Origin of the sequence: Paenibacillus sp. FSL H8-0537 (assembly GCF_038051995.1) — a bacterium.
GTDB lineage: Bacteria > Bacillota > Bacilli > Paenibacillales > Paenibacillaceae > Pristimantibacillus.
In genome coordinates this window covers 1,332,922-1,349,893 of sequence record NZ_CP150290.1, presented here as the reverse complement: position 1 = coordinate 1,349,893, position 16,972 = coordinate 1,332,922, and the positions used below count along the sequence as shown (strand labels likewise).

At 48.9% G+C, this 16,972-nt stretch carries 14 protein-coding genes, 1 pseudogene and 1 riboswitch; of the genes and pseudogenes, 2 read left to right on the top strand and 13 right to left on the bottom strand.

Annotated elements, in window-relative coordinates; translation table 11 throughout:
• Positions 1–2: 2 nt before the first annotated feature.
• The 5 genes from MHB80_RS05455 to MHB80_RS05435 form a co-directional block, all read right to left on the bottom strand.
• Positions 3–1,055 carry an ABC transporter substrate-binding protein gene (locus tag MHB80_RS05455; RefSeq protein WP_341281229.1) on the bottom strand — a complete coding sequence of 351 codons (1,053 nt, stop codon included), beginning with the start codon at positions 1,053–1,055 and terminating at the stop codon, positions 3–5.
• 80 nt (positions 1,056–1,135) lie between these two features.
• Positions 1,136–1,903: an ABC transporter permease gene (locus MHB80_RS05450; RefSeq protein WP_341281228.1), complete on the bottom strand. Its 768-nt coding sequence runs from the start codon at positions 1,901–1,903 to the stop codon at positions 1,136–1,138.
• Positions 1,900–2,799: an ABC transporter ATP-binding protein gene (locus MHB80_RS05445; protein WP_341281227.1), complete on the bottom strand. Its 900-nt coding sequence runs from the start codon at positions 2,797–2,799 to the stop codon at positions 1,900–1,902. The genes MHB80_RS05450 and MHB80_RS05445 overlap by 4 nt, the downstream gene beginning before the upstream one ends.
• On the bottom strand, positions 2,796–3,467 hold the full coding sequence (gene tenA, locus MHB80_RS05440; RefSeq protein WP_341281226.1) for a thiaminase II: 672 nt from the start codon (positions 3,465–3,467) through the stop codon (positions 2,796–2,798). Before tenA ends, MHB80_RS05445 begins: the two co-directional genes overlap by 4 nt.
• A gap of 615 nt (positions 3,468–4,082) precedes the next feature.
• Positions 4,083–5,402 carry an acetylornithine deacetylase gene (locus MHB80_RS05435; RefSeq protein ID WP_341281225.1) on the bottom strand — a complete coding sequence of 440 codons (1,320 nt, stop codon included), beginning with the start codon at positions 5,400–5,402 and terminating at the stop codon, positions 4,083–4,085.
• Positions 5,403–5,520: 118 nt separating this feature from the next.
• Positions 5,521–5,632: riboswitch (TPP riboswitch) on the bottom strand.
• A 688-nt stretch (positions 5,633–6,320) separates the two neighbouring features.
• On the opposite strand from MHB80_RS05435, the pseudogene MHB80_RS05430 reads away from it, so the two are divergent.
• Positions 6,321–7,015 (top strand): annotated as a pseudogene (locus MHB80_RS05430) (aminoglycoside 6-adenylyltransferase).
• Positions 7,016–7,066: 51 nt separating this feature from the next.
• On the opposite strand, the gene htpG reads toward MHB80_RS05430, so the two are convergent.
• Positions 7,067–8,947: a molecular chaperone HtpG gene (gene htpG / locus MHB80_RS05425; protein ID WP_341281224.1), complete on the bottom strand. Its 1,881-nt coding sequence runs from the start codon at positions 8,945–8,947 to the stop codon at positions 7,067–7,069.
• Between the two features lie 146 nt (positions 8,948–9,093).
• Positions 9,094–9,738 carry a hypothetical protein gene (locus tag MHB80_RS05420; protein ID WP_341281223.1) on the bottom strand — a complete coding sequence of 215 codons (645 nt, stop codon included), beginning with the start codon at positions 9,736–9,738 and terminating at the stop codon, positions 9,094–9,096.
• A gap of 189 nt (positions 9,739–9,927) precedes the next feature.
• Here MHB80_RS05420 and MHB80_RS05415 point away from each other — a divergent pair, with 189 nt between their 5' ends.
• A complete protein-coding gene (locus tag MHB80_RS05415) occupies positions 9,928–11,508 on the top strand; it encodes a stalk domain-containing protein (protein ID WP_341281222.1) in 1,581 nt (526 codons plus the stop codon).
• A gap of 107 nt (positions 11,509–11,615) precedes the next feature.
• Here MHB80_RS05415 and MHB80_RS05410 read toward each other — a convergent pair whose 3' ends face one another.
• The 6 genes from MHB80_RS05410 to MHB80_RS05385 all read right to left on the bottom strand — a co-directional run bounded on the left by MHB80_RS05410 (position 11,616) and on the right by MHB80_RS05385 (position 16,700).
• Positions 11,616–12,188 carry a YdeI/OmpD-associated family protein gene (locus tag MHB80_RS05410; RefSeq protein ID WP_341281221.1) on the bottom strand — a complete coding sequence of 191 codons (573 nt, stop codon included), beginning with the start codon at positions 12,186–12,188 and terminating at the stop codon, positions 11,616–11,618.
• A 21-nt stretch (positions 12,189–12,209) separates the two neighbouring features.
• Positions 12,210–12,707, bottom strand: a complete 498-nt coding sequence (locus tag MHB80_RS05405) for a DinB family protein (protein WP_341281220.1) — start codon at positions 12,705–12,707, stop codon at positions 12,210–12,212.
• A gap of 82 nt (positions 12,708–12,789) precedes the next feature.
• Entirely contained in the window at positions 12,790–13,707 is a 918-nt protein-coding gene (locus MHB80_RS05400) for a YafY family protein (protein ID WP_341281219.1), read from the bottom strand.
• 41 nt (positions 13,708–13,748) lie between these two features.
• The gene (locus tag MHB80_RS05395; protein WP_341281218.1) at positions 13,749–15,362 is read right to left on the bottom strand and encodes an FGGY-family carbohydrate kinase; all 1,614 of its coding nucleotides are present in this window, start codon (positions 15,360–15,362) and stop codon (positions 13,749–13,751) included.
• An 84-nt stretch (positions 15,363–15,446) separates the two neighbouring features.
• The gene (locus MHB80_RS05390; protein WP_341281217.1) at positions 15,447–15,989 is read right to left on the bottom strand and encodes a histidine phosphatase family protein; all 543 of its coding nucleotides are present in this window, start codon (positions 15,987–15,989) and stop codon (positions 15,447–15,449) included.
• 42 nt (positions 15,990–16,031) lie between these two features.
• On the bottom strand, positions 16,032–16,700 hold the full coding sequence (locus MHB80_RS05385; protein ID WP_341281216.1) for a DUF4085 family protein: 669 nt from the start codon (positions 16,698–16,700) through the stop codon (positions 16,032–16,034).
• Positions 16,701–16,972 lie beyond the last annotated feature (272 nt).

The window sequence follows — 16,972 nt, the reverse complement described above, 5'->3', positions numbered from 1 at the left end:
TATTATAGGTTGCGGAATGCATCCTCAGCCTTGATTTCTTTCGTGAGCTGGCCATGCTCCTGCAACCATGAAATGACATTGCTCCACGACTCCGCCGATTGGCTGCCGAAAGCTTCGGAGCCGGCATCCATGAGCGGCAGCAGTACCTGCAAGCTTTGCTTCTCGATCTCGGTATCAAGCGGGTAATCCGCGCTTTGCTTGTCGAGCAGCACCTGAAGCGCCTCATCCGGATGGCTTGCCGTATATTCCTGCCCTTTAGCCGCCGCGTCGATAAACTTCTTGAATGCTTCGCTTTTGCTGGCAACGCCATCCTCGCTTGCTGTCATCACAAGCTCGTAATAATCCGGTACGCCATAGTCGGCAGGGTTAAGCGCAATCAGCTTCTCGCCTTCCTTCTCCAGCAGCAGCTTCTCGTGGTTCACATAACCTCCGATAATGGCATCGACCTTCTTCGTCGTCATGGCCGGAATCAGGTCCCAGCCTACATCGACGTAGTTCAGCCCTGACGGATCGCCGCCGTCGGTTTTCACCATCGTATTCACGTACGCTTCATCCAGCGGAATCGATGGATAGCCGATTTTTTTGCCGACCAAATCCTTTGGCGTCTTCACGCCCGACGATTCCAGCACGAACAGCTGATTCAGCGGGTGGCGCACAAGCGAAGCAACCGATACAATCGGAATTTCCTCTGCGCGGGCAACGGCTACCTGCATTTGATAGCTGATCGCCAGATCCGCTTTGCCGGTTGCAACCAGCTTGAGCGCATCATTCGTATCCGCCGGCACCTGCAGCTTTACATTGAGGCCCGCTTCCTTGAAGTAGCCCTGCTCCTCCGCTGCGTACAAGAAAGTATGTACCGCATTCGGATACCAGTCGAGCAGCACCGTCAGCTCCTGCACGCCTTCGGCACCATTTGCTGTGTTCTTGTTATCCGAGGAGCATCCCGCCATAATGACTAGCGTCAAAGCCAGACATGCTGCGATCCATGAGCTGCGTTTCCATTTGGAAGCTTTATTTTTCGTATAATGATGATTTCCTTCATTCACCTTACGCATAGACAACTTACCTCTTTCTTGTTCTATTATAGTATATAAATTGCGATAAAGCTTGAGCGGCACTCCGCCTTGGTGCCCCCTTACTGGCCTACCTTCGATTCTCTCCGATAGGATAAGCAGATTCGCTCAATAGCCAATACGGCTAAAAATAACATAATGCCCATCGCTGACAGCAGCAGCACCCCGGAAAAAACACTTTCGCCGCGCAGCATATTCGCCGCCCGCTTTGTGTACATGCCCAGGCCCGCTTCGCCGCCCAGCCATTCGCCAAGCGTAGCGCCGCCGACGCTGATCGCCGCTGCCATTTTCAGCCCCGTGAAAAACTCCGGCAGCGCCGAAGGGATTTTCCACTTGAGGAACAGCTCGCGCTTGCTTGCTCCCATCGTCCGCAGCAGCTCCCCGATATCCGGGTCCGCCGAGCGGAAGCCGTCCGCCGTATTCATCGCAATGGGAAAAAAGGTGAACAGCATGACAACGGCGATTTTGCTGCCGATTTCATAGCCAAACCACATGACCATAATCGGCGACAACGCAATAATCGGAATCGTCTGCGAGGCGACAACGAGCGGGTACAGCGTCTTGCGCGCCAATGATGAGCTGTCGATCCAGATCGCCGACAACGTGCCAAGCACGATTGAAATCGCCAGCCCAAGCAGCGCCTCGCCTAACGTGATGACGAAATGCCGCGCCAACAGCCCGCTGTTCTCCGCCAGGGAGACAAGCACATCAGACAGCCTAGGGATAATATAATGGGGAATTTGGAAAATTCGCGTTCCCACTTCCCACAATACAGCGAGCAGAAGGATGAACAGCTGGGCAGGCATATGCTTCTTGAAAAAACGCTTCATTGCCTTCCCCCCTCTAGGCTGGCCGCTGTATGCGCATGCCCGAAATGCCCAAGCAGCTGGCGTTTTAACGCCACAAAAGGCTCGCTCAGCATCGTCTCGTAGGTGCGTGGACGCGCAAGTGCCACCGGATATTCCACCAATTCGGCAACCGGCGCCTTTGCAGCAACCAGCACCCGATCCGATAGAAGCAGCGCTTCATCTATATCATGGGTAATAAAAACAATCGTTTTGCGATGCTGCTCCCATATTTGCAGCAGCCATTCCTGCATGCTGACTCTCGTCATTGCATCAAGGGCGCTGAACGGCTCATCGAGCAAAAAGAGCTCGCCGCCGCCCAGCAGCGAACGAAGAAACGATACCCGCTGGCGCATGCCGCCCGACAGCTCATGCGGATACTTCGCCTCGGTTCCAGCGAGGCCGAAATCCGGCAGCAGCTCCCGCACCCGCTGGCGCGCTTCCTTCTTCGGCGTTCCTGCCAGCTCCATGCCGAGCGCGGCATTATCCAGCACCGTCCGCCACGGCATAAGACAATCCTTCTGCGGCATATAGCCAAGCTTCGCCGCCTGCTGCTGGCGATTTACGCCGCCGATCGCAATCGTGCCGGCTTGCGGCTCCAGCAGCCCGGCCAGCAGCCGAAACAGCGTCGTCTTGCCCATGCCGCTCGCCGCAAGGACGCTGACGAACTCACCCTGCCTAATATGCAGGTCAAGCCCTTCAATCAGCGGCGGCCCGCCGGGAAAAGCATACGTCAGTCCGCTGACGCTAAGGCCTGCCGGCTCGTTGTTTTCGCTATGTGCAGAAGTGGTCGTTGCCGCTGCTTCTGCTGCTGCTGACTTGCTTGCCCCCGCCGCCCGTTCAAGCCCCTGCTCTCCCAGCAGACCTTTATTTATGCTCACACTGGCCACTCCTCCATGCGATATGCCATATCCCAAAATAAATATTCCATCTTCGATGTTATGACAAAATGCTCCTCCAGCTTCGCAAGCTCCCGCTCCGGAAGCCCTTCTGCCAATTGATCCATGAGGCCAATGCACCAGTGGGTCAGCTCGCCGAACTCCTCCGAGCTGTACATAAGAATCCATTCCTTATACAGCGGATGATCCAGCGCACCCGGATATTCGGCGAAGGTTACGCCGATTTCGCGGTAGCTCCACATGCACGGCAGCAGCGCTGCTACAACCTCTGCAAGCGAGCCATTCGCCGCGACGTCGAGCATATACTTTGTATAGGCGATATTGCTTGGCGCCGGCTGCGTGCCTTCAAGCTGCTCGCGCGTAACGCCAAAACGGTCGGCATACTGGCGGTGCAGCTCCATTTCCACATGCAGCGTGGAATGATACAACCCGGCGAATTTGACCATTGTTGCCATATCGCCAGCTTTTATACTGCCGTAGGCGAACAGCTTCGCATAGTCGATTAAATAGACGTAGTCCTGCTTGAGATAATAGATGAAGCGCTGCGGATCCAGCGTTCCTTCGCGCATTTCCACGAGAAACGGATGCTCATGGCTTTTCTGCCATACTTCGCGGCTTGCTTGATATAATCTATCGCTAAATTTGCTCATCGTGTCCTCCGGACGCCGGATGAAAAAGGGCTGCTGCGCTTCTCCAGCTCAAACCTTTCACGCAGCGAAGCCCTTTTTCACCGGCTTTTTATTTAACAGAGAGTGATTCGCTCTCTCTTATATGCTCAGCTCGTTTATTCAAATACTTCTATGTTTAATAAAAGCTGCTGCTTTAACGCTACTTTAACATTACTCTCATTAATCCGACTTATGTTCGAGGATTGACATTCCTCTATATCCGCGATTTGGTCGATTTAGCCGATTTGGTCGACGATTTAGTCGATTTGATCGATTTGGTCGACGATTTAGTCGTGCCAGCGGACAGGAGATTCGCTATTTCAGCGATTTGGCCACTTTAATCGTGTTCGCGGACAGGAAATCCGCTATTCCGTGATTAATGGGGACTTTATAGGCTTTTTGCTGCCAATAACTGCATCTGAGTCCGCGAACAAGGCAAAATCGTTGATTTTCGCAAATTAACGGCTTCTCTGTCCGCTCGACAACTACTCGCTACTCACTTCTCACTACTCGCTTCTCACTTCTCGCTACTCACTTCTCACTTCTCACTACTCGCTACTCGCTACACGTTAATCGCTACACGTTAATCGCTGCTCGTTAATCGCTGATGCCTGAGCCCTGCTCGCCGCCCTCTGCTTCCTCTTTCGGACGGTTGCACCAGTCGGCGATGAAGCCCAGCATAACTTTTGTATAGTAAATCAGCTCGTTGATGTCGACGCTCTCGTCCACCGCATGGGCATGCTCCAGCTGCCCTGGACCATAAATGACCGTCGGGATGCCTTCCCTGCCGATCCAGCCTGCATCGGTTACGCTTGGGCTCATGCCAACCGCAGGCAGCACGCCAAGCACTTGCTGATGGCTTTGCTCCAGAGCCTTCAGCCCCGACCACTCGGGCTGAAGCTCCTGCGAAGGGAAAATCTCGCCGCGCTCCTCAATCATCGAGCGCCCTCCCCAGCGGAAGGTTGGCGGATGCTTGCGCATCCAAGGATCGCCCTGCGCCACGCCAAGCAAATGCTCTTCAATCTCCGAAGCAATCGCTTCATAATCTTCATTCGGGTAAAAATGAACCGTGATCCAAAGCGAGCAGCGGTCTGCGATAAAAGCGGCATGACGCCCGCCCTCAATGACCGCAGGGTTTATCGTATTCGAGCCGGGAGGAAAACCCTCATAAGATTTGCTCACTGCCCAGTGGCGCTCCAAATCTTGAAGCCCGGCGATCAGCTTGGCCATTTTTTCAATTGTGCTGGCTCCTTGAACGCCGCCCCCAGCATGGATCATGCGCGAACGCATGCCATCATGGAACGTCTCCGGGCTTTGCAAAGTGACCCAGCCGGTTATAACCCCGCCCTGTCCTTGAATCGCCAGCCCGCTCGTATCAGCGACGATGGCAAAATCCGCTTCACAGCCGCGCTCCATACAAGCGCGAGTACCTGCCTCGCCCGCTTCCTCGCCAATAACGGCTTGAAACAGCAAATCCCCTTTCAGCTCCACACCGGCTTCGGTCAGCAGCTTGTTTGCAAACAACAATGCCGCAAGCCCGCCTTTCATATCGGCGGTTCCACGTCCATAGGCGCGTCCATCCTCCAGCACCAGCTTGAACGGATCATGCTTCCAGCCCCCGCTGTCGCCCACCTCGGCGACATCCATATGCCCATTGAGCAGCAGGCTGCGGTAGTGCTTGCTATCGGTGCCCCGTTTTACCGCCGTCACGTTCGGATCACCCGGGTAAACCTCCCACAGCTCCGTTGCAAAACCGCTCGCTTGCAGCTGCTTCTCCAAAAACCGCTGCGCTTCCAGCGTATTGCGTGCTGGAGGGCTGACGGTCGGATAGGCCACTAGCTCGGCTAGCAGCGCAAACAGCTCATTCTGCCGCTCATCCACCTGCTGCTGCAATGCCTCAATCCACGCTTCTGTCATCTACTTTCTCCCCTTTCCTGAAGGAAAGCAATGCTCGCAGCTCATCCAAAATCTCGCCCTAGACAAAACTACTTTTTTAAGCGGAGAAATACAAAAAAACCATTCGAGAATACACGAATGGCTAGGTTTCGTTATGTTCTCTACGCCAGCATTACCTGGATCAGATTAACGGTCAGGAAAACAAGTTCCCTATCTCAGCCAGACTTTATCCAGCACCCGCATTTCGTATGAAATTAGTTTAACTATAACGGAATACTTGAGATTAGGCAACGGTTCTATTGTGATTGCGGGTGATTACCTTTTTTAGGGGCTGTAGCTGTGGTGAGAAGAGTCTGCACTTATCGCAATAAAATAAGCTGCTATGATATACTTCCCATATACTAGTTTATTTGGAGGGAAATACGTGGCATTGATCAGGAATTTAAGTAAAATATCAAGAAACTCTAGATTACAAACAGAGGCAGAGTCTACATATAACATATTAGTCAAGAATGGCAAGAAATACATTCAGATCAATACGTATGGCTCTAAAGAACGAGTACATACCAACGTAGTAAGCCAGACCATACAAATAGATGAACAAACTGCGAAACAACTGTTAGACATAATTAAATCGGAGTTTTCTTTATAATTATTAGATCACTAATTGATTAGCTACGGGAGGGATTATGCTGGCTACCTATAAACAAATTCAAGATTACATTAAACACAACAATGGGTACGTTCCCAAAACATGTTGGATTGCACATATGAAAGAAGTATGTGGTCTAAAGCCTAGAGTGGCACCAAACAGATACGAGGCCAACATGAGAACAAATCCGTGTCCCCTAGTCAAACAAGATGATATTAAAAATGCTTTTCGACACTTTAATATGTTTGAATAACTGACCGTAATCCTATTATGCCAATGATTGTAGAATTGTACTTGCAACTCTTGAAGGCTCGCGCATCAACAAAAACATCGTACCAGATCTAATTCAGAATGTGGATGTTTCCTATTTTGTGACCGATATGGATGCCTTCAAGGAAGATGAGGAGTGGCTGAACAGTTTCGGCAAGCGGATTATGATGCAGAAGCCTGAGGATATGGAGCTTTTCCCATCCGAATTAGTTAATTGGTTTTCCTATCTCCTCATTTTTGAAGATCGGCATAAGCTCGACTTGACGTTGATTCCAATCGACGAGGTGGAGAATTATTTTATGAATAGCGACGGGTTAGTCGAAGTGCTAATCGATAAACAGTTGCTTATGTAAGAAGAAGTGCTCCCAACTGAACGTCAATATTGGACGAAGCAGCCTACCGCAAGAGAATTTGACGATTGCTGCAATGAATTTTAGATGGTTTCTACTTACGTGGAGGCTATTCCTTTAGCTTAGGGAAAAGCTATATATTTATTAACCGTTAACTTCCAGAAGAGGATTGGGAAGCACTGCTTTCTACTTATGCTGAAAATAGCTGTCCCAACATGTGGCAGTGCCTATTCACCTGCTATGAGCTGTTTCGAAAAAACTCTAAAACCGTAGCAGCAAGCTTCAGATATACATATCACCATTACAATGAAGCCATCACCAAATATACAGAACACATCTATCAAAAAGAGGGCTTTCTCTAAAGCAGCTTGACGCTGCTCTAGGGAAAGCCCTCTTAAACATGCTTGTGGCTGTTACACCATGATTTTGCACATTGCGTTCGTAAATTCAACTGGATCCTGAATTGGCAAACCTTCAATGAGCAGCGCTTGGTTGTACAGCAGGTTCGTGTACAGGCCGAGCTTCTCTTCATCGCTGGCGAAAGCGGTTTTGAGCGACTGCAAAATCTCGTGGTTGACGTTGATTTCGAGCACCTTGTCCGCTTTCACATTTTGGCTGTCCGGCATCGCTTGGAGAATTTTCTCCATCTCGATCGACACTTCTCCTTCGGAGGACAAGCAGACCGGATGTGATTTCAAGCGCTTCGAAGCGCGAACACCGGATACTTTGCCCGCAAGGATGCCCTGCATCTTCTCGAACAGCTCCTTGTTGTCAGTCGCTTCCGCCTCTGTCGGCTCCTCACCCTCCTCTGCTTCAATGCCAAGATCGCCGCTGGACACGGATTTAAACTCTTTATCCTTGTATTTCAAAATCACTTTAATCGCAAATTCGTCAATATCGTCCGTGAAGTACAAGATTTCATACCCTTTGTCCAATACCATTTCCGTTTGCGGCAGCTTCTCAATGCGGTCGATAGATGCGCCCGAAGCATAATAGATGTACTTCTGATCTTCCGGCATGCGCTCTACGTATTCATCGAGCGATACGAGCGTTTTCTCCTTGGAGGAGCTGAACAGCAGCAAGTCCTGCAGCGTATCCTTGTTTGCGCCGTAATCGTTGTAAACGCCAAATTTCAGCTGTCTGCCGAAAGCTTTGTAGAACTTCTCATAGCTGTCGCGCTCGTCTTTGAGCAGGCTGATCAGCTGGCTTTTAATTTTGTTTTTGATGTTTTTGGCAATGAGGCTCAGCTGGCGATCATGCTGTAGCAGCTCGCGGGAAATGTTCAGCGACAGATCCTCGGAATCAACCATCCCTTTCACGAAGCCAAAATAATCCGGCAGCAGGTCGGAGCACTTGTCCATAATGAGCACGCCATTAGAATACAGCTCAAGGCCTTTTTCAAATTCCTTCGTGTAATAATCAAAAGGCGTATGCTCTGGAATGTAGAGAATAGCGTTATATACAACCGCGCCGTCTGCACTGATATGGATATGCTTAAGCGGCTTGTCGAAGCCATAGCGCTTCTCCATATAGAAGCTGTCGTAGTCTTCCTGCGTCAACTCGTTTTTATTTTTGCGCCAGATCGGCACCATGCTGTTAATCGTCTGCTCTTCGGAATACTCTTCGAATTCGCCTTCGCTGTCCTCTTTCGGACGTTGTCCGGCCACATCCATCTTGATCGGGTAGCGAATGAAATCGGAATATTTCTTAATGATCGCACGCAGGCGATATTGCTCCAGAAACTCGTCGTAGCTGACTTCTTCCGCATTGTCTTTGATTTTCAGCACGATTTCGGTTCCGACGGTATCCTTCGTAGCCGGCACAATCGTGTAGCCGTCTGCGCCTTCGGATTTCCATTTGAACGCTTCCTCGCTGCCGAGGGCACGGCTTGTTACCGTTACAACGTCCGCCACCATAAACGCCGCATAAAAACCAACGCCGAACTGGCCGATGATGTTATGGCCGTCCTTCGCTTCATTCTCGTTCTTGAAGGCCAGCGAGCCGCTCTTGGCAATAATGCCGAGATTGTTCTCCAGGTCCTCCTTGGTCATTCCGATACCTGTATCGGCAATCGTCAGCGTGCGCGCTTCTTGATCCGCCGTTACTTTAATATAGTAATCCGCCTGATTGAATACCAATTGATCATCGGATAATGCTTTGTAGTAGATTTTATCAATTGCGTCACTAGCATTGGAGATCAGCTCGCGTAAAAAGATTTCCTTCTGCGTATAGATGGAGTTAATCATCATTTCCAGCAATCTCTTCGATTCCGCTTTAAACTGTTTCTTGGCCACGAATAAATCTCCCTTCAATAATCATCATTATTAGGCTGCGTAAGGCTACGTCTAGTTTAGCACTCTTCACGCCTGAGTGCTAATCCTAATTTTTATATACCATATATGAATTTGTAATGTCAACTTATGGTTGGCATTCGCCTCGTTCATTTTCCTCCCACCCATACGTCACCAGCTTGCAGCTTGTATACAGTGTCTGCTTGTCCGCCCCATTGCTGCTTCTCCACATCATAAGCTCTGCTCTTGATCCGTTTAACTTCCCGCTCCGTGCGGAATCCTGATGCCAAATCATCCGCTAGCTCGGATTCATAATGAAACTCCGCATCTATATGAAGCTGCCAGACAAAAGACTCCACGCCTTTGATTTTGTGCAGCAGCGGAAGCTTAGCGAGACGTTCGTCTGCTTTAGCCTGCATTATATTATTTTGCTCAAACGTATGATCATAATAATGAAGCTGCTCGCCAATCGCCGCAACCACCTGCGAGGATATGAAATCCGGCTCAAACAGCCATATTTTCAAATAAAATGCTTCGTTTCGCTGCTCCAATTGCTGATGCCACGCTTCATAAATATCCATTAACGCGACCAGCAGCAGCCGTGAAAACCAGACAGGCGGATTACGGCGAACCAATCTATAGAAAGGGTCTATCCAGAGCTTCACATAATCCCTTTGATGATGAGCGAGATACTCCATATCCAGCTGCATATAGCGCTGCTTCCACTTCTCTATTTGCCGGACTCTGCGCTTCCAGCCTCTTATTTTATGCTTATTCGACAACGCTTTTTCCATCCTGCTGCCAGCGCCCCTTCGCCCTCTAAGTCTTTCTATTATATCGTTTCTCCCCTTATTTGGAAGCTGATCTTTCGTCGTTTTTACAAAACTAGCTCTGTCCCTTGATCTGCCTTTAACAATCTATTTATATACTTAGAACGATTCTTCATACGATCTTAAAAAAGGATAAAGGGGATTTGCAGGCTTATGAAAACGGTCAAGCAACTTGTTCAAATGATGTCAGTCGCAACGATGCTCGCTGCCGGTACAGGCGCCTTCGCTCCTGCCGCTCTCGCTGCTGATGCACCTGCTGGCGATTATGTGAAGCTGCGCCAGGCTATCGAAAATATGCAAGGCGAAGTAACATGGAACGCCGCCAGCCGCAGCGCTGAAATTACGGTAAGCGGTTTAAAAGCATCGTTCCCGATCGGCTCTTCGTCCGCTACGATTAACGGTGCTGCAGCCGAGATTGGAAGCCCTTCCCTTTTGACGAAAAGCACAACCTATGTTTCCAAAAAAGCGCTGGACAGCCTGAAAGCGCAGCTCGTCCAGCAGAAAAATAAAAGCGGCTTTGAGCTTGCCGCCACCTTCCAAATGCCAAGCGAAAAAGCCGAAATCGCCGCTTCCACGCCAGACGGCAAACGCCTGCTCGTTACCGAAGCCGACAACGGCAGCATTTCCGTGCTCGACATCGCAGACCTCAACAAAGTCAGCGTGCTGAAAACCGTCAGCTTCCACGACCTTTCCCCAGAGGCGGAAGTGACCAGCGTCACCGTATCCAAGGACGGTCGCTACGGGCTTGCGGTTATCCGCACGGGCGATGATGTGAACAAAGCGAGCAAAGGTCTGCTGGCCGTAGTCGATTTAGCTACCTACGAAACGGTAAAAACGTATGAGCTTGGCATCGGTCCCGACTCCATCGCGCTTTCGCCAGACGGGCTGAATGCTGTGATCGCGATTGAGGATGAAGAGCTGGATAAAGCCGCGGATGAAATCGATTATGCGAACGCGAAGCGTCCTGGCAGCATTATGATCGTTTCTTTTGCAGGCGGTGATCCGCTGAAGGGAGAGGTTGTGGACATTGCTACTCCATTGGACGGTGTAGAGGGAGCCATTTATCCGCATGATCCGCAGCCAGAATACGTGGCAATCAGCCCGGACAGCGCAACCGCAGCCGTAACGATGCAGGAAAACAACGCCATCGCGCTTGTCGATTTGAAGACGAAGAAGCTCATTCAAATTTTCTCGCTTGGCACGACGCAGCATAAAGCCGATCTGGAGGACGATGGGAATGTGCGGTTTACGGAGGATTTGACCGCTCGTTATGAGCCGGATGGCATTGCTTTTTCGCCGGATGGAAAATATGTGCTGACCGCCAATGAAGGCGATTTGGGCAAAAATGAATTCAAAGACGGCGTGAAGGCCGGTGGTCGCAACATCGCCGTATGGGATTTGGAGGGCAAGCGGGTATACGACAGCGCGAACCTGATTGACGAGGCGACAGCGAAGGTCGGCTTGTATCCCGATGACCGCAGTCCGAACAAAGGCAGCGAGGTGGAAAATCTGACCGTCGCGACAGTTGACGGAACAGCACTTGCGGCAGTAGCGTCGGAACGCGCGGATGCGATTTTATTTTTCGATGTCGCTAATGCTGCCAGCCCCGTCTACCTCGGCTTGATACCGACGGCTGGAGAATCGCCGGAAGGCATTCACCACGTACAAGGACGCAGCTTGTTCGTCAGCGCGGATGAGAGCACGGGAACCGTAAGCTTTTACGCGAAAAAATAAGGCGGCTGCAAGCTGCCCTTAGCACAGAGGGTGTGGCCCGCTTTAAACTAGAAAATCCCTTGAAGCACTTGTATGTGCTCAGGGGATTTTTGGCTTTTAAAAATCAGTTATTCATCATTAAGAAGTCGTCCATTATCATGCCATTGGCCGTACATTTTATTTTCTTTCGTATTTGTTATAAATTTGTCTAATCTCCTGTTAAATATTTCTGGCTGATTTTTATTGCTTTGGATCGTGTCGATCCGAACCCTTCTATAAAGCGCTGGAAATGCCATGAAATTCTCATATACCTGTCTTTCCTCTTGCAGCCTTTGTTCTATAACCCTGTCTATTTTAAAAGAATCATCATCCATAGCAGGAAGTACCTTTCTTCCTTCGTCTCTCATTAACCCCAGTTTTTCAAGGCGGCGGACACGTTCTTTATTCAATTCCGTCCATGAACTTCTTTTGCTTCTAGGAGACAGTCTCTGCGCCAGCTCCGTTTCAGATATTTTCTTTTTGACTCCATCAATCCATCCAAAGCACAAGGCTTCTTCGACCGCGTCCAAATATAGCAGCATGTCTGGATTCGGCGTCATACTAACGACTGCCCAACAAGATTTTTTAGTCGTACCATTTTCCTCAAGCCACATTCTCAAATCTTCTCTCGATTTTACTGTAATTAGATTTTCAATTTCCATATATCAAATACAATCTCCTTTCTATTTATACCAAAACAGCGCATAGTCATTCATGGTGGACGAGTGGCCAAGCTGACGCAGCATAGTAGAAACATTGCCCCTGTGATAGGTTCCGTGATTGATCAGATGCAGCACAATTTCCGCTAAGCTTGTTTGGCGTATTCCGGCAAATGGATTATCAAGCAGAATGGTTTGCTCCAAATCAGCTTGGCTTCGGAACCATTCTCTGTATTGCTCCGATAACAGGGCAAAGACATTGGCGTATTCATCTACAGAACTCAGAATCTCTGCATTTAGCAGCATACATGCTTGCAGCGCCTCTGGCATACCCGTGCCTGTCAAAACCATATACCACATCTTATCAACCGCATAGATATGGGTAAGGGCATGGGCGATGGTGGGAAACGAGCTGTTCACTTCTTGACTCAGCACGGAGGACGGGAGCTCCTTGATTCTCCCAAGGACAGCTTGACTCGCCCATGTGTGGTATTCAAACATTTGTACCGGATAATTTGACATTCGTAACGTCTCCTTTTAAATGATCATGAATTTGATTTTGTTACTGTTGTTATTATAAAAAAAGAAGTATGACACTAGTTCGTCATACTTCTTCATAAAGCTGGAGTGTGTTTTGAAGCTGTTCTTTTAGGACGCCTCGCAGTGCAATAGGCTCGAGGACTTCGACGCCGCTGCCAAAGCTCAGCAGCATGCCCCAAAGCCATCGTGCTTCTAATGGTTTATAGACGGGAATACGCATCGTCAGGCTTCCATCGTCATGAAATTGCTTATCAGCCTGGTGAAACTGATCCATCGCTTCCGCCAAAGCCCTCGGCCCTACTCGAATTACCACATCCTTCAACTGCTCGGTGCCTTCCTTGTCTATGAAAGCAGTCTCCTTCGGCTCCCTGTGATGCGGCTGAAAGTCTTCCTCTGTCAAAAGCAAATTCATCATCCGCGATAGTCGAAACTCCCGATAGTCCCGCCGTGTTCGGCAAAATCCATGCACATACCAATTGCTATATTTAAAATGCAGCCACATCGGTTCTATATCACGGGTCGTACGTTCATTATTGACATTGATATATTCAAAGCGGACTATCTTTCGCTTAGTAATGCCCATGCGTAAATGACGAAGGGCGTCAGGCTCCATCCTGAGCGTTTCAAAGTCGATGGATAGACTCGGGGTCTGATGCTCGGGTGTGACTGTTTGCAGCCGTTCAATGGTTCCCTGAACACGCTCATCTTTAAACACGGTAGAGAAGCTTCTAAGCACGGTGATTAAGGAGGCGACATCGTAAGAACGGAGCAAGCTTTTATCCATTTTGTACCCGTCCATGATGCCATATCCGCCTTTACTCCCCTGCTGCGATATGATCGGTAAGCCCGCAGCACATAGGACATCGATATCCCGATAAATCGTTCTTTGAGAAACTTTGAACTCTTCAGCTAACATGGAGGCAGACAAAATCTCGTGGTTAAGCAGCTTGTAGATCATAGAGATCAAACGCTCCAATTTCATATATATCCCCGCCCGTTATGCCATTTCGTATTTCACGCTTCTTATTTCTTCCCATTTTCCACAAAATGATCTACCGCTGCCTGCTCAATTGCCAGCCCTTCCGTGTAACGCTCCATAAACAAGGCAAAGCCAAACACATCTGCGCTGTCTGGATAAACCTCTTGTCCTTCTGCATCCTTGAACACTTTAGTGGTAAGGTAATCAGCCAAGCCCTCATTCTGCTCCTTATTAACCATATAGGATGCCAAAATGGCCATCCCCCATGCGCCGCCCTCACCAGCCGTAGACATGACCGAAACAGGAACATTCAGTGCTGCGGCACACATCTTTTGACCGACTAGCGGTGTTTTGAACAATCCCCCATGCGCCAAAATATGGTCAACCGTTATATGCTCCTTCTGTGTCAAAATATCCATCCCGAGCCTTAAGGCAGCAAACGCGCTAAACAGATGTACTCTCATAAAGTTAGCCAGATTAAAGCGGCTTTCTGGAGAACGAACGAACAGTGGACGGCCTTTTGCAAACCCGGTAATGTTCTCGCCTGAATAGTAGCCGTAACTCAGCAAGCCGCCGCCATCAGCGTCTGCTTCCAGCGCTTTGCCCAACAGGACGCTGAATAACTGGTTCATATCGGGCTTCTGCCCCATTGCCTCATAAAATTCACGGAACAAGCCGAGCCATGCATTAATATCGCTGGAGCAGTTGTTGGCAAGAACCATGCCGACAGGACTGCCATCTGGTGTAGTCACGATGTCAATCTCAGGATACACCGTGGATAAATCTTTCTCCAGTACAATCATGGCAAAAATCGACGTACCTACGGAAATGTTGCCGGTACGCTTTTTGACGCTATTCGTAGCGACCATGCCAGTTCCGGCATCGCCTTCTGGAGGACATAGCGGAATACCTGCTTGCAGGCTGCCAGTTGGATCTAATAGCCTTGCACCAGCTCCACTTAGATATCCAGCGTGTTCACCTGCAGTATGAACTTTAGGTAAAATATCTTTAAGCTTCCACGGGTATTCTTTATCGGCAATTAAATCGGCAAACTGCTTCACCATATCTTCATTATATTGCGTTGCAGATTCATCGATTGGAAACATACCAGAGGCATCTCCCACACCAAGAGCCTTGCTGCCAGTCAACAGCCAATGCATGTAACCCGACAAAGTCGTCATATAAGCTAGGTTAGTGACATGCTCTTCCTCGTTCAAAATCGCTTGATACAAATGTGCGATGCTCCAGCGCTGTGGAATTTTAAACTGGAATTTCTCGGTTAACTCCGATGCAGCTGTACCCGTTGTGGCATTGCGCCATGTACGAAACGGAACCAATAGCTCCCCTGCGTGATCAAGTGCAATATAGCCCTGCATCATGGCTGAACATCCGATTGATCCGATTTTTTGCAGGGTTACGCCATAATTGTTCTCAACCTCTTGCTTTAATTGGCGATAGGTTTCTTGCAGCCCGTTAATCATTTCATTGAGATCGTAGGTCCAATAACCGTCGATCAATTGATTTTCCCACTCATAGCTGCTGGAACCGATTGTTTGAAAATGGTAATCAACCAGTACAGCCTTGATTCGTGTAGAGCCAAATTCGATGCCAAGCGAGGTTTCCCCCCTGACTATCGCTTGTTTCATATTTTGATCCATAATGGCGCTGCTCCTCTCTGAATTTGAAATGGAACCGAATATAGAAGGGAAGGTAGTAGCAGAAACAGCTCTGAGCTTGTCTTGTTATGGCTTCCAAATTCGATTGAAGCTGGACGCCGCATCGGTGAAGGATAGCTCGTAAACGTCGGGATTGGACAGGGCTTCCCATTCATGAAACCCGACTGCCTGATCCAGATGCTTGAGCAGCAGCGAAATGAGGTTGCCATGTGAGACGATTACGGTATTTTTCCAGCCGCTATTCAGTGCCTCATTAACGACTTGAACAGCCCGGCTGGTAGCGGTATGGCTAGATTCCCCGCCCTCGTAGCATAAATCCATGTCCTCATAGGTTCGGCGAAGCATTTCGCGCCAGTCGGGATGATTTTGACCCGATAAAATGCGCTCGGTTAACCGCTCATCCCGCTTTATGGGCAGGTCAGTGGCGTCAGCTAATGGAGAGATCGTTCGGTAAGCCCGCTCATATGGGCTCGAAATGATTCCTTCTATCTGCTTCTTCGCCAAAAATACAGCTACTTGCTGCGCTTGCTCTATCCCTGCTTCGGTTAATGGAGCGTCAGGCTCTTGGCCTTCTGCTTGGCAATGACGGACTAGATATATCGTGTTCATGCGCTCACGATCCTTTTTGGGTTATTAAATAGGCTCTCTTGGCTATTGGCTTTGCAGCTCGCCTAATACTTCAATCTCTACATCGACAGCGGAAATAATGAACGCTTCTAGTGAATCCAGCAGCACTCTGATCTCAAAGCCACCGTCAATCGTGTAAATTTCATCGTACAGCCACCACGTATTTTCAGGAAGATCTGGAAGCTCCAACTGCTTGACTCCGTGAAACGTAATTTTAATATCCGTAAAATAAGAATAAGAGCCGCGACAGTCCAAATATAGAAAAAACGTTGCTTCATCAGGACGATCATAGGAGGTAAATTTGGCATCGTGAAGGGTATTTTCGAATAGCTTGATCGCATTGGGCGGAAGCTCGTTTTGAATAGATTTATAATAGCGGTTATACGTCTCGGCCACTTTACGCATGCGATCATCATAGTCTTGCTTCCACTGCTTCGCCATTTCCTTCAATTCAGGAGGCGGGTAGATCGTATTCAACGTACCATCGTGTATGTAGGGGTGAAAGGCTTCTGGGAGGTATTTTAGCAGATGTTCTTTCTTTTCTTCTAACAATTCGCGCTGCGATTGTAGAGGGTCTTTGCCTTCTGAGCGAAAATAGGCGAGGTACTCCTCCCATTCCTCTTCTGTCTCATATATGCACATTATCCCGGCAATTTGCATTTCTTCATACCATTCTTTTGTGCAAAATTTCATGGTTCTCCTCCTTGAATGCTTGTGCTTGTTGTGATTTTGATCCGCTCACTCCACACGCTTACTCTTTGACCAACTGATTTGTTATTCAGCTATCTTTCCCTTTTAGTTCAATCATGCCAATTTATAGGTGCATTCTTATACATGGAATCAGCAAGAAACTCATCAAACGTATCAAAGATCGTAACTATTCCTTCAGTACTTGAAAAATTCATATCTGTATCTTGAAAATACTAACCTTCTTTCTAGTGGAATAGCTCATTATTTGAGAAGAA

Excerpts from the sequence above, each read along its gene's own strand:
- MHB80_RS05420 (WP_341281223.1), bottom strand. The coding sequence starts at position 9,738 with ATGGAAAAAGCGTTGTCGAATAAGCATAAAATAAGAGGCTGGAAGCGC.
- MHB80_RS05435 (WP_341281225.1), bottom strand. The coding sequence starts at position 5,402 with ATGACAGAAGCGTGGATTGAGGCATTGCAGCAGCAGGTGGATGAGCGG.
- MHB80_RS05450 (WP_341281228.1), bottom strand. The coding sequence starts at position 1,903 with ATGAAGCGTTTTTTCAAGAAGCATATGCCTGCCCAGCTGTTCATCCTT.
- MHB80_RS05390 (WP_341281217.1), bottom strand. The coding sequence starts at position 15,989 with ATGAACACGATATATCTAGTCCGTCATTGCCAAGCAGAAGGCCAAGAG.
- MHB80_RS05405 (WP_341281220.1), bottom strand. The coding sequence starts at position 12,707 with ATGTCAAATTATCCGGTACAAATGTTTGAATACCACACATGGGCGAGT.
- tenA (WP_341281226.1), bottom strand. The coding sequence starts at position 3,467 with ATGAGCAAATTTAGCGATAGATTATATCAAGCAAGCCGCGAAGTATGG.
- MHB80_RS05395 (WP_341281218.1), bottom strand. The coding sequence starts at position 15,362 with ATGGATCAAAATATGAAACAAGCGATAGTCAGGGGGGAAACCTCGCTT.
- MHB80_RS05415 (WP_341281222.1), top strand. The coding sequence starts at position 9,928 with ATGAAAACGGTCAAGCAACTTGTTCAAATGATGTCAGTCGCAACGATG.
- MHB80_RS05385 (WP_341281216.1), bottom strand. The coding sequence starts at position 16,700 with ATGAAATTTTGCACAAAAGAATGGTATGAAGAAATGCAAATTGCCGGG.
- MHB80_RS05455 (WP_341281229.1), bottom strand. The coding sequence starts at position 1,055 with ATGCGTAAGGTGAATGAAGGAAATCATCATTATACGAAAAATAAAGCT.
- MHB80_RS05400 (WP_341281219.1), bottom strand. The coding sequence starts at position 13,707 with ATGAAATTGGAGCGTTTGATCTCTATGATCTACAAGCTGCTTAACCAC.
- MHB80_RS05410 (WP_341281221.1), bottom strand. The coding sequence starts at position 12,188 with ATGGAAATTGAAAATCTAATTACAGTAAAATCGAGAGAAGATTTGAGA.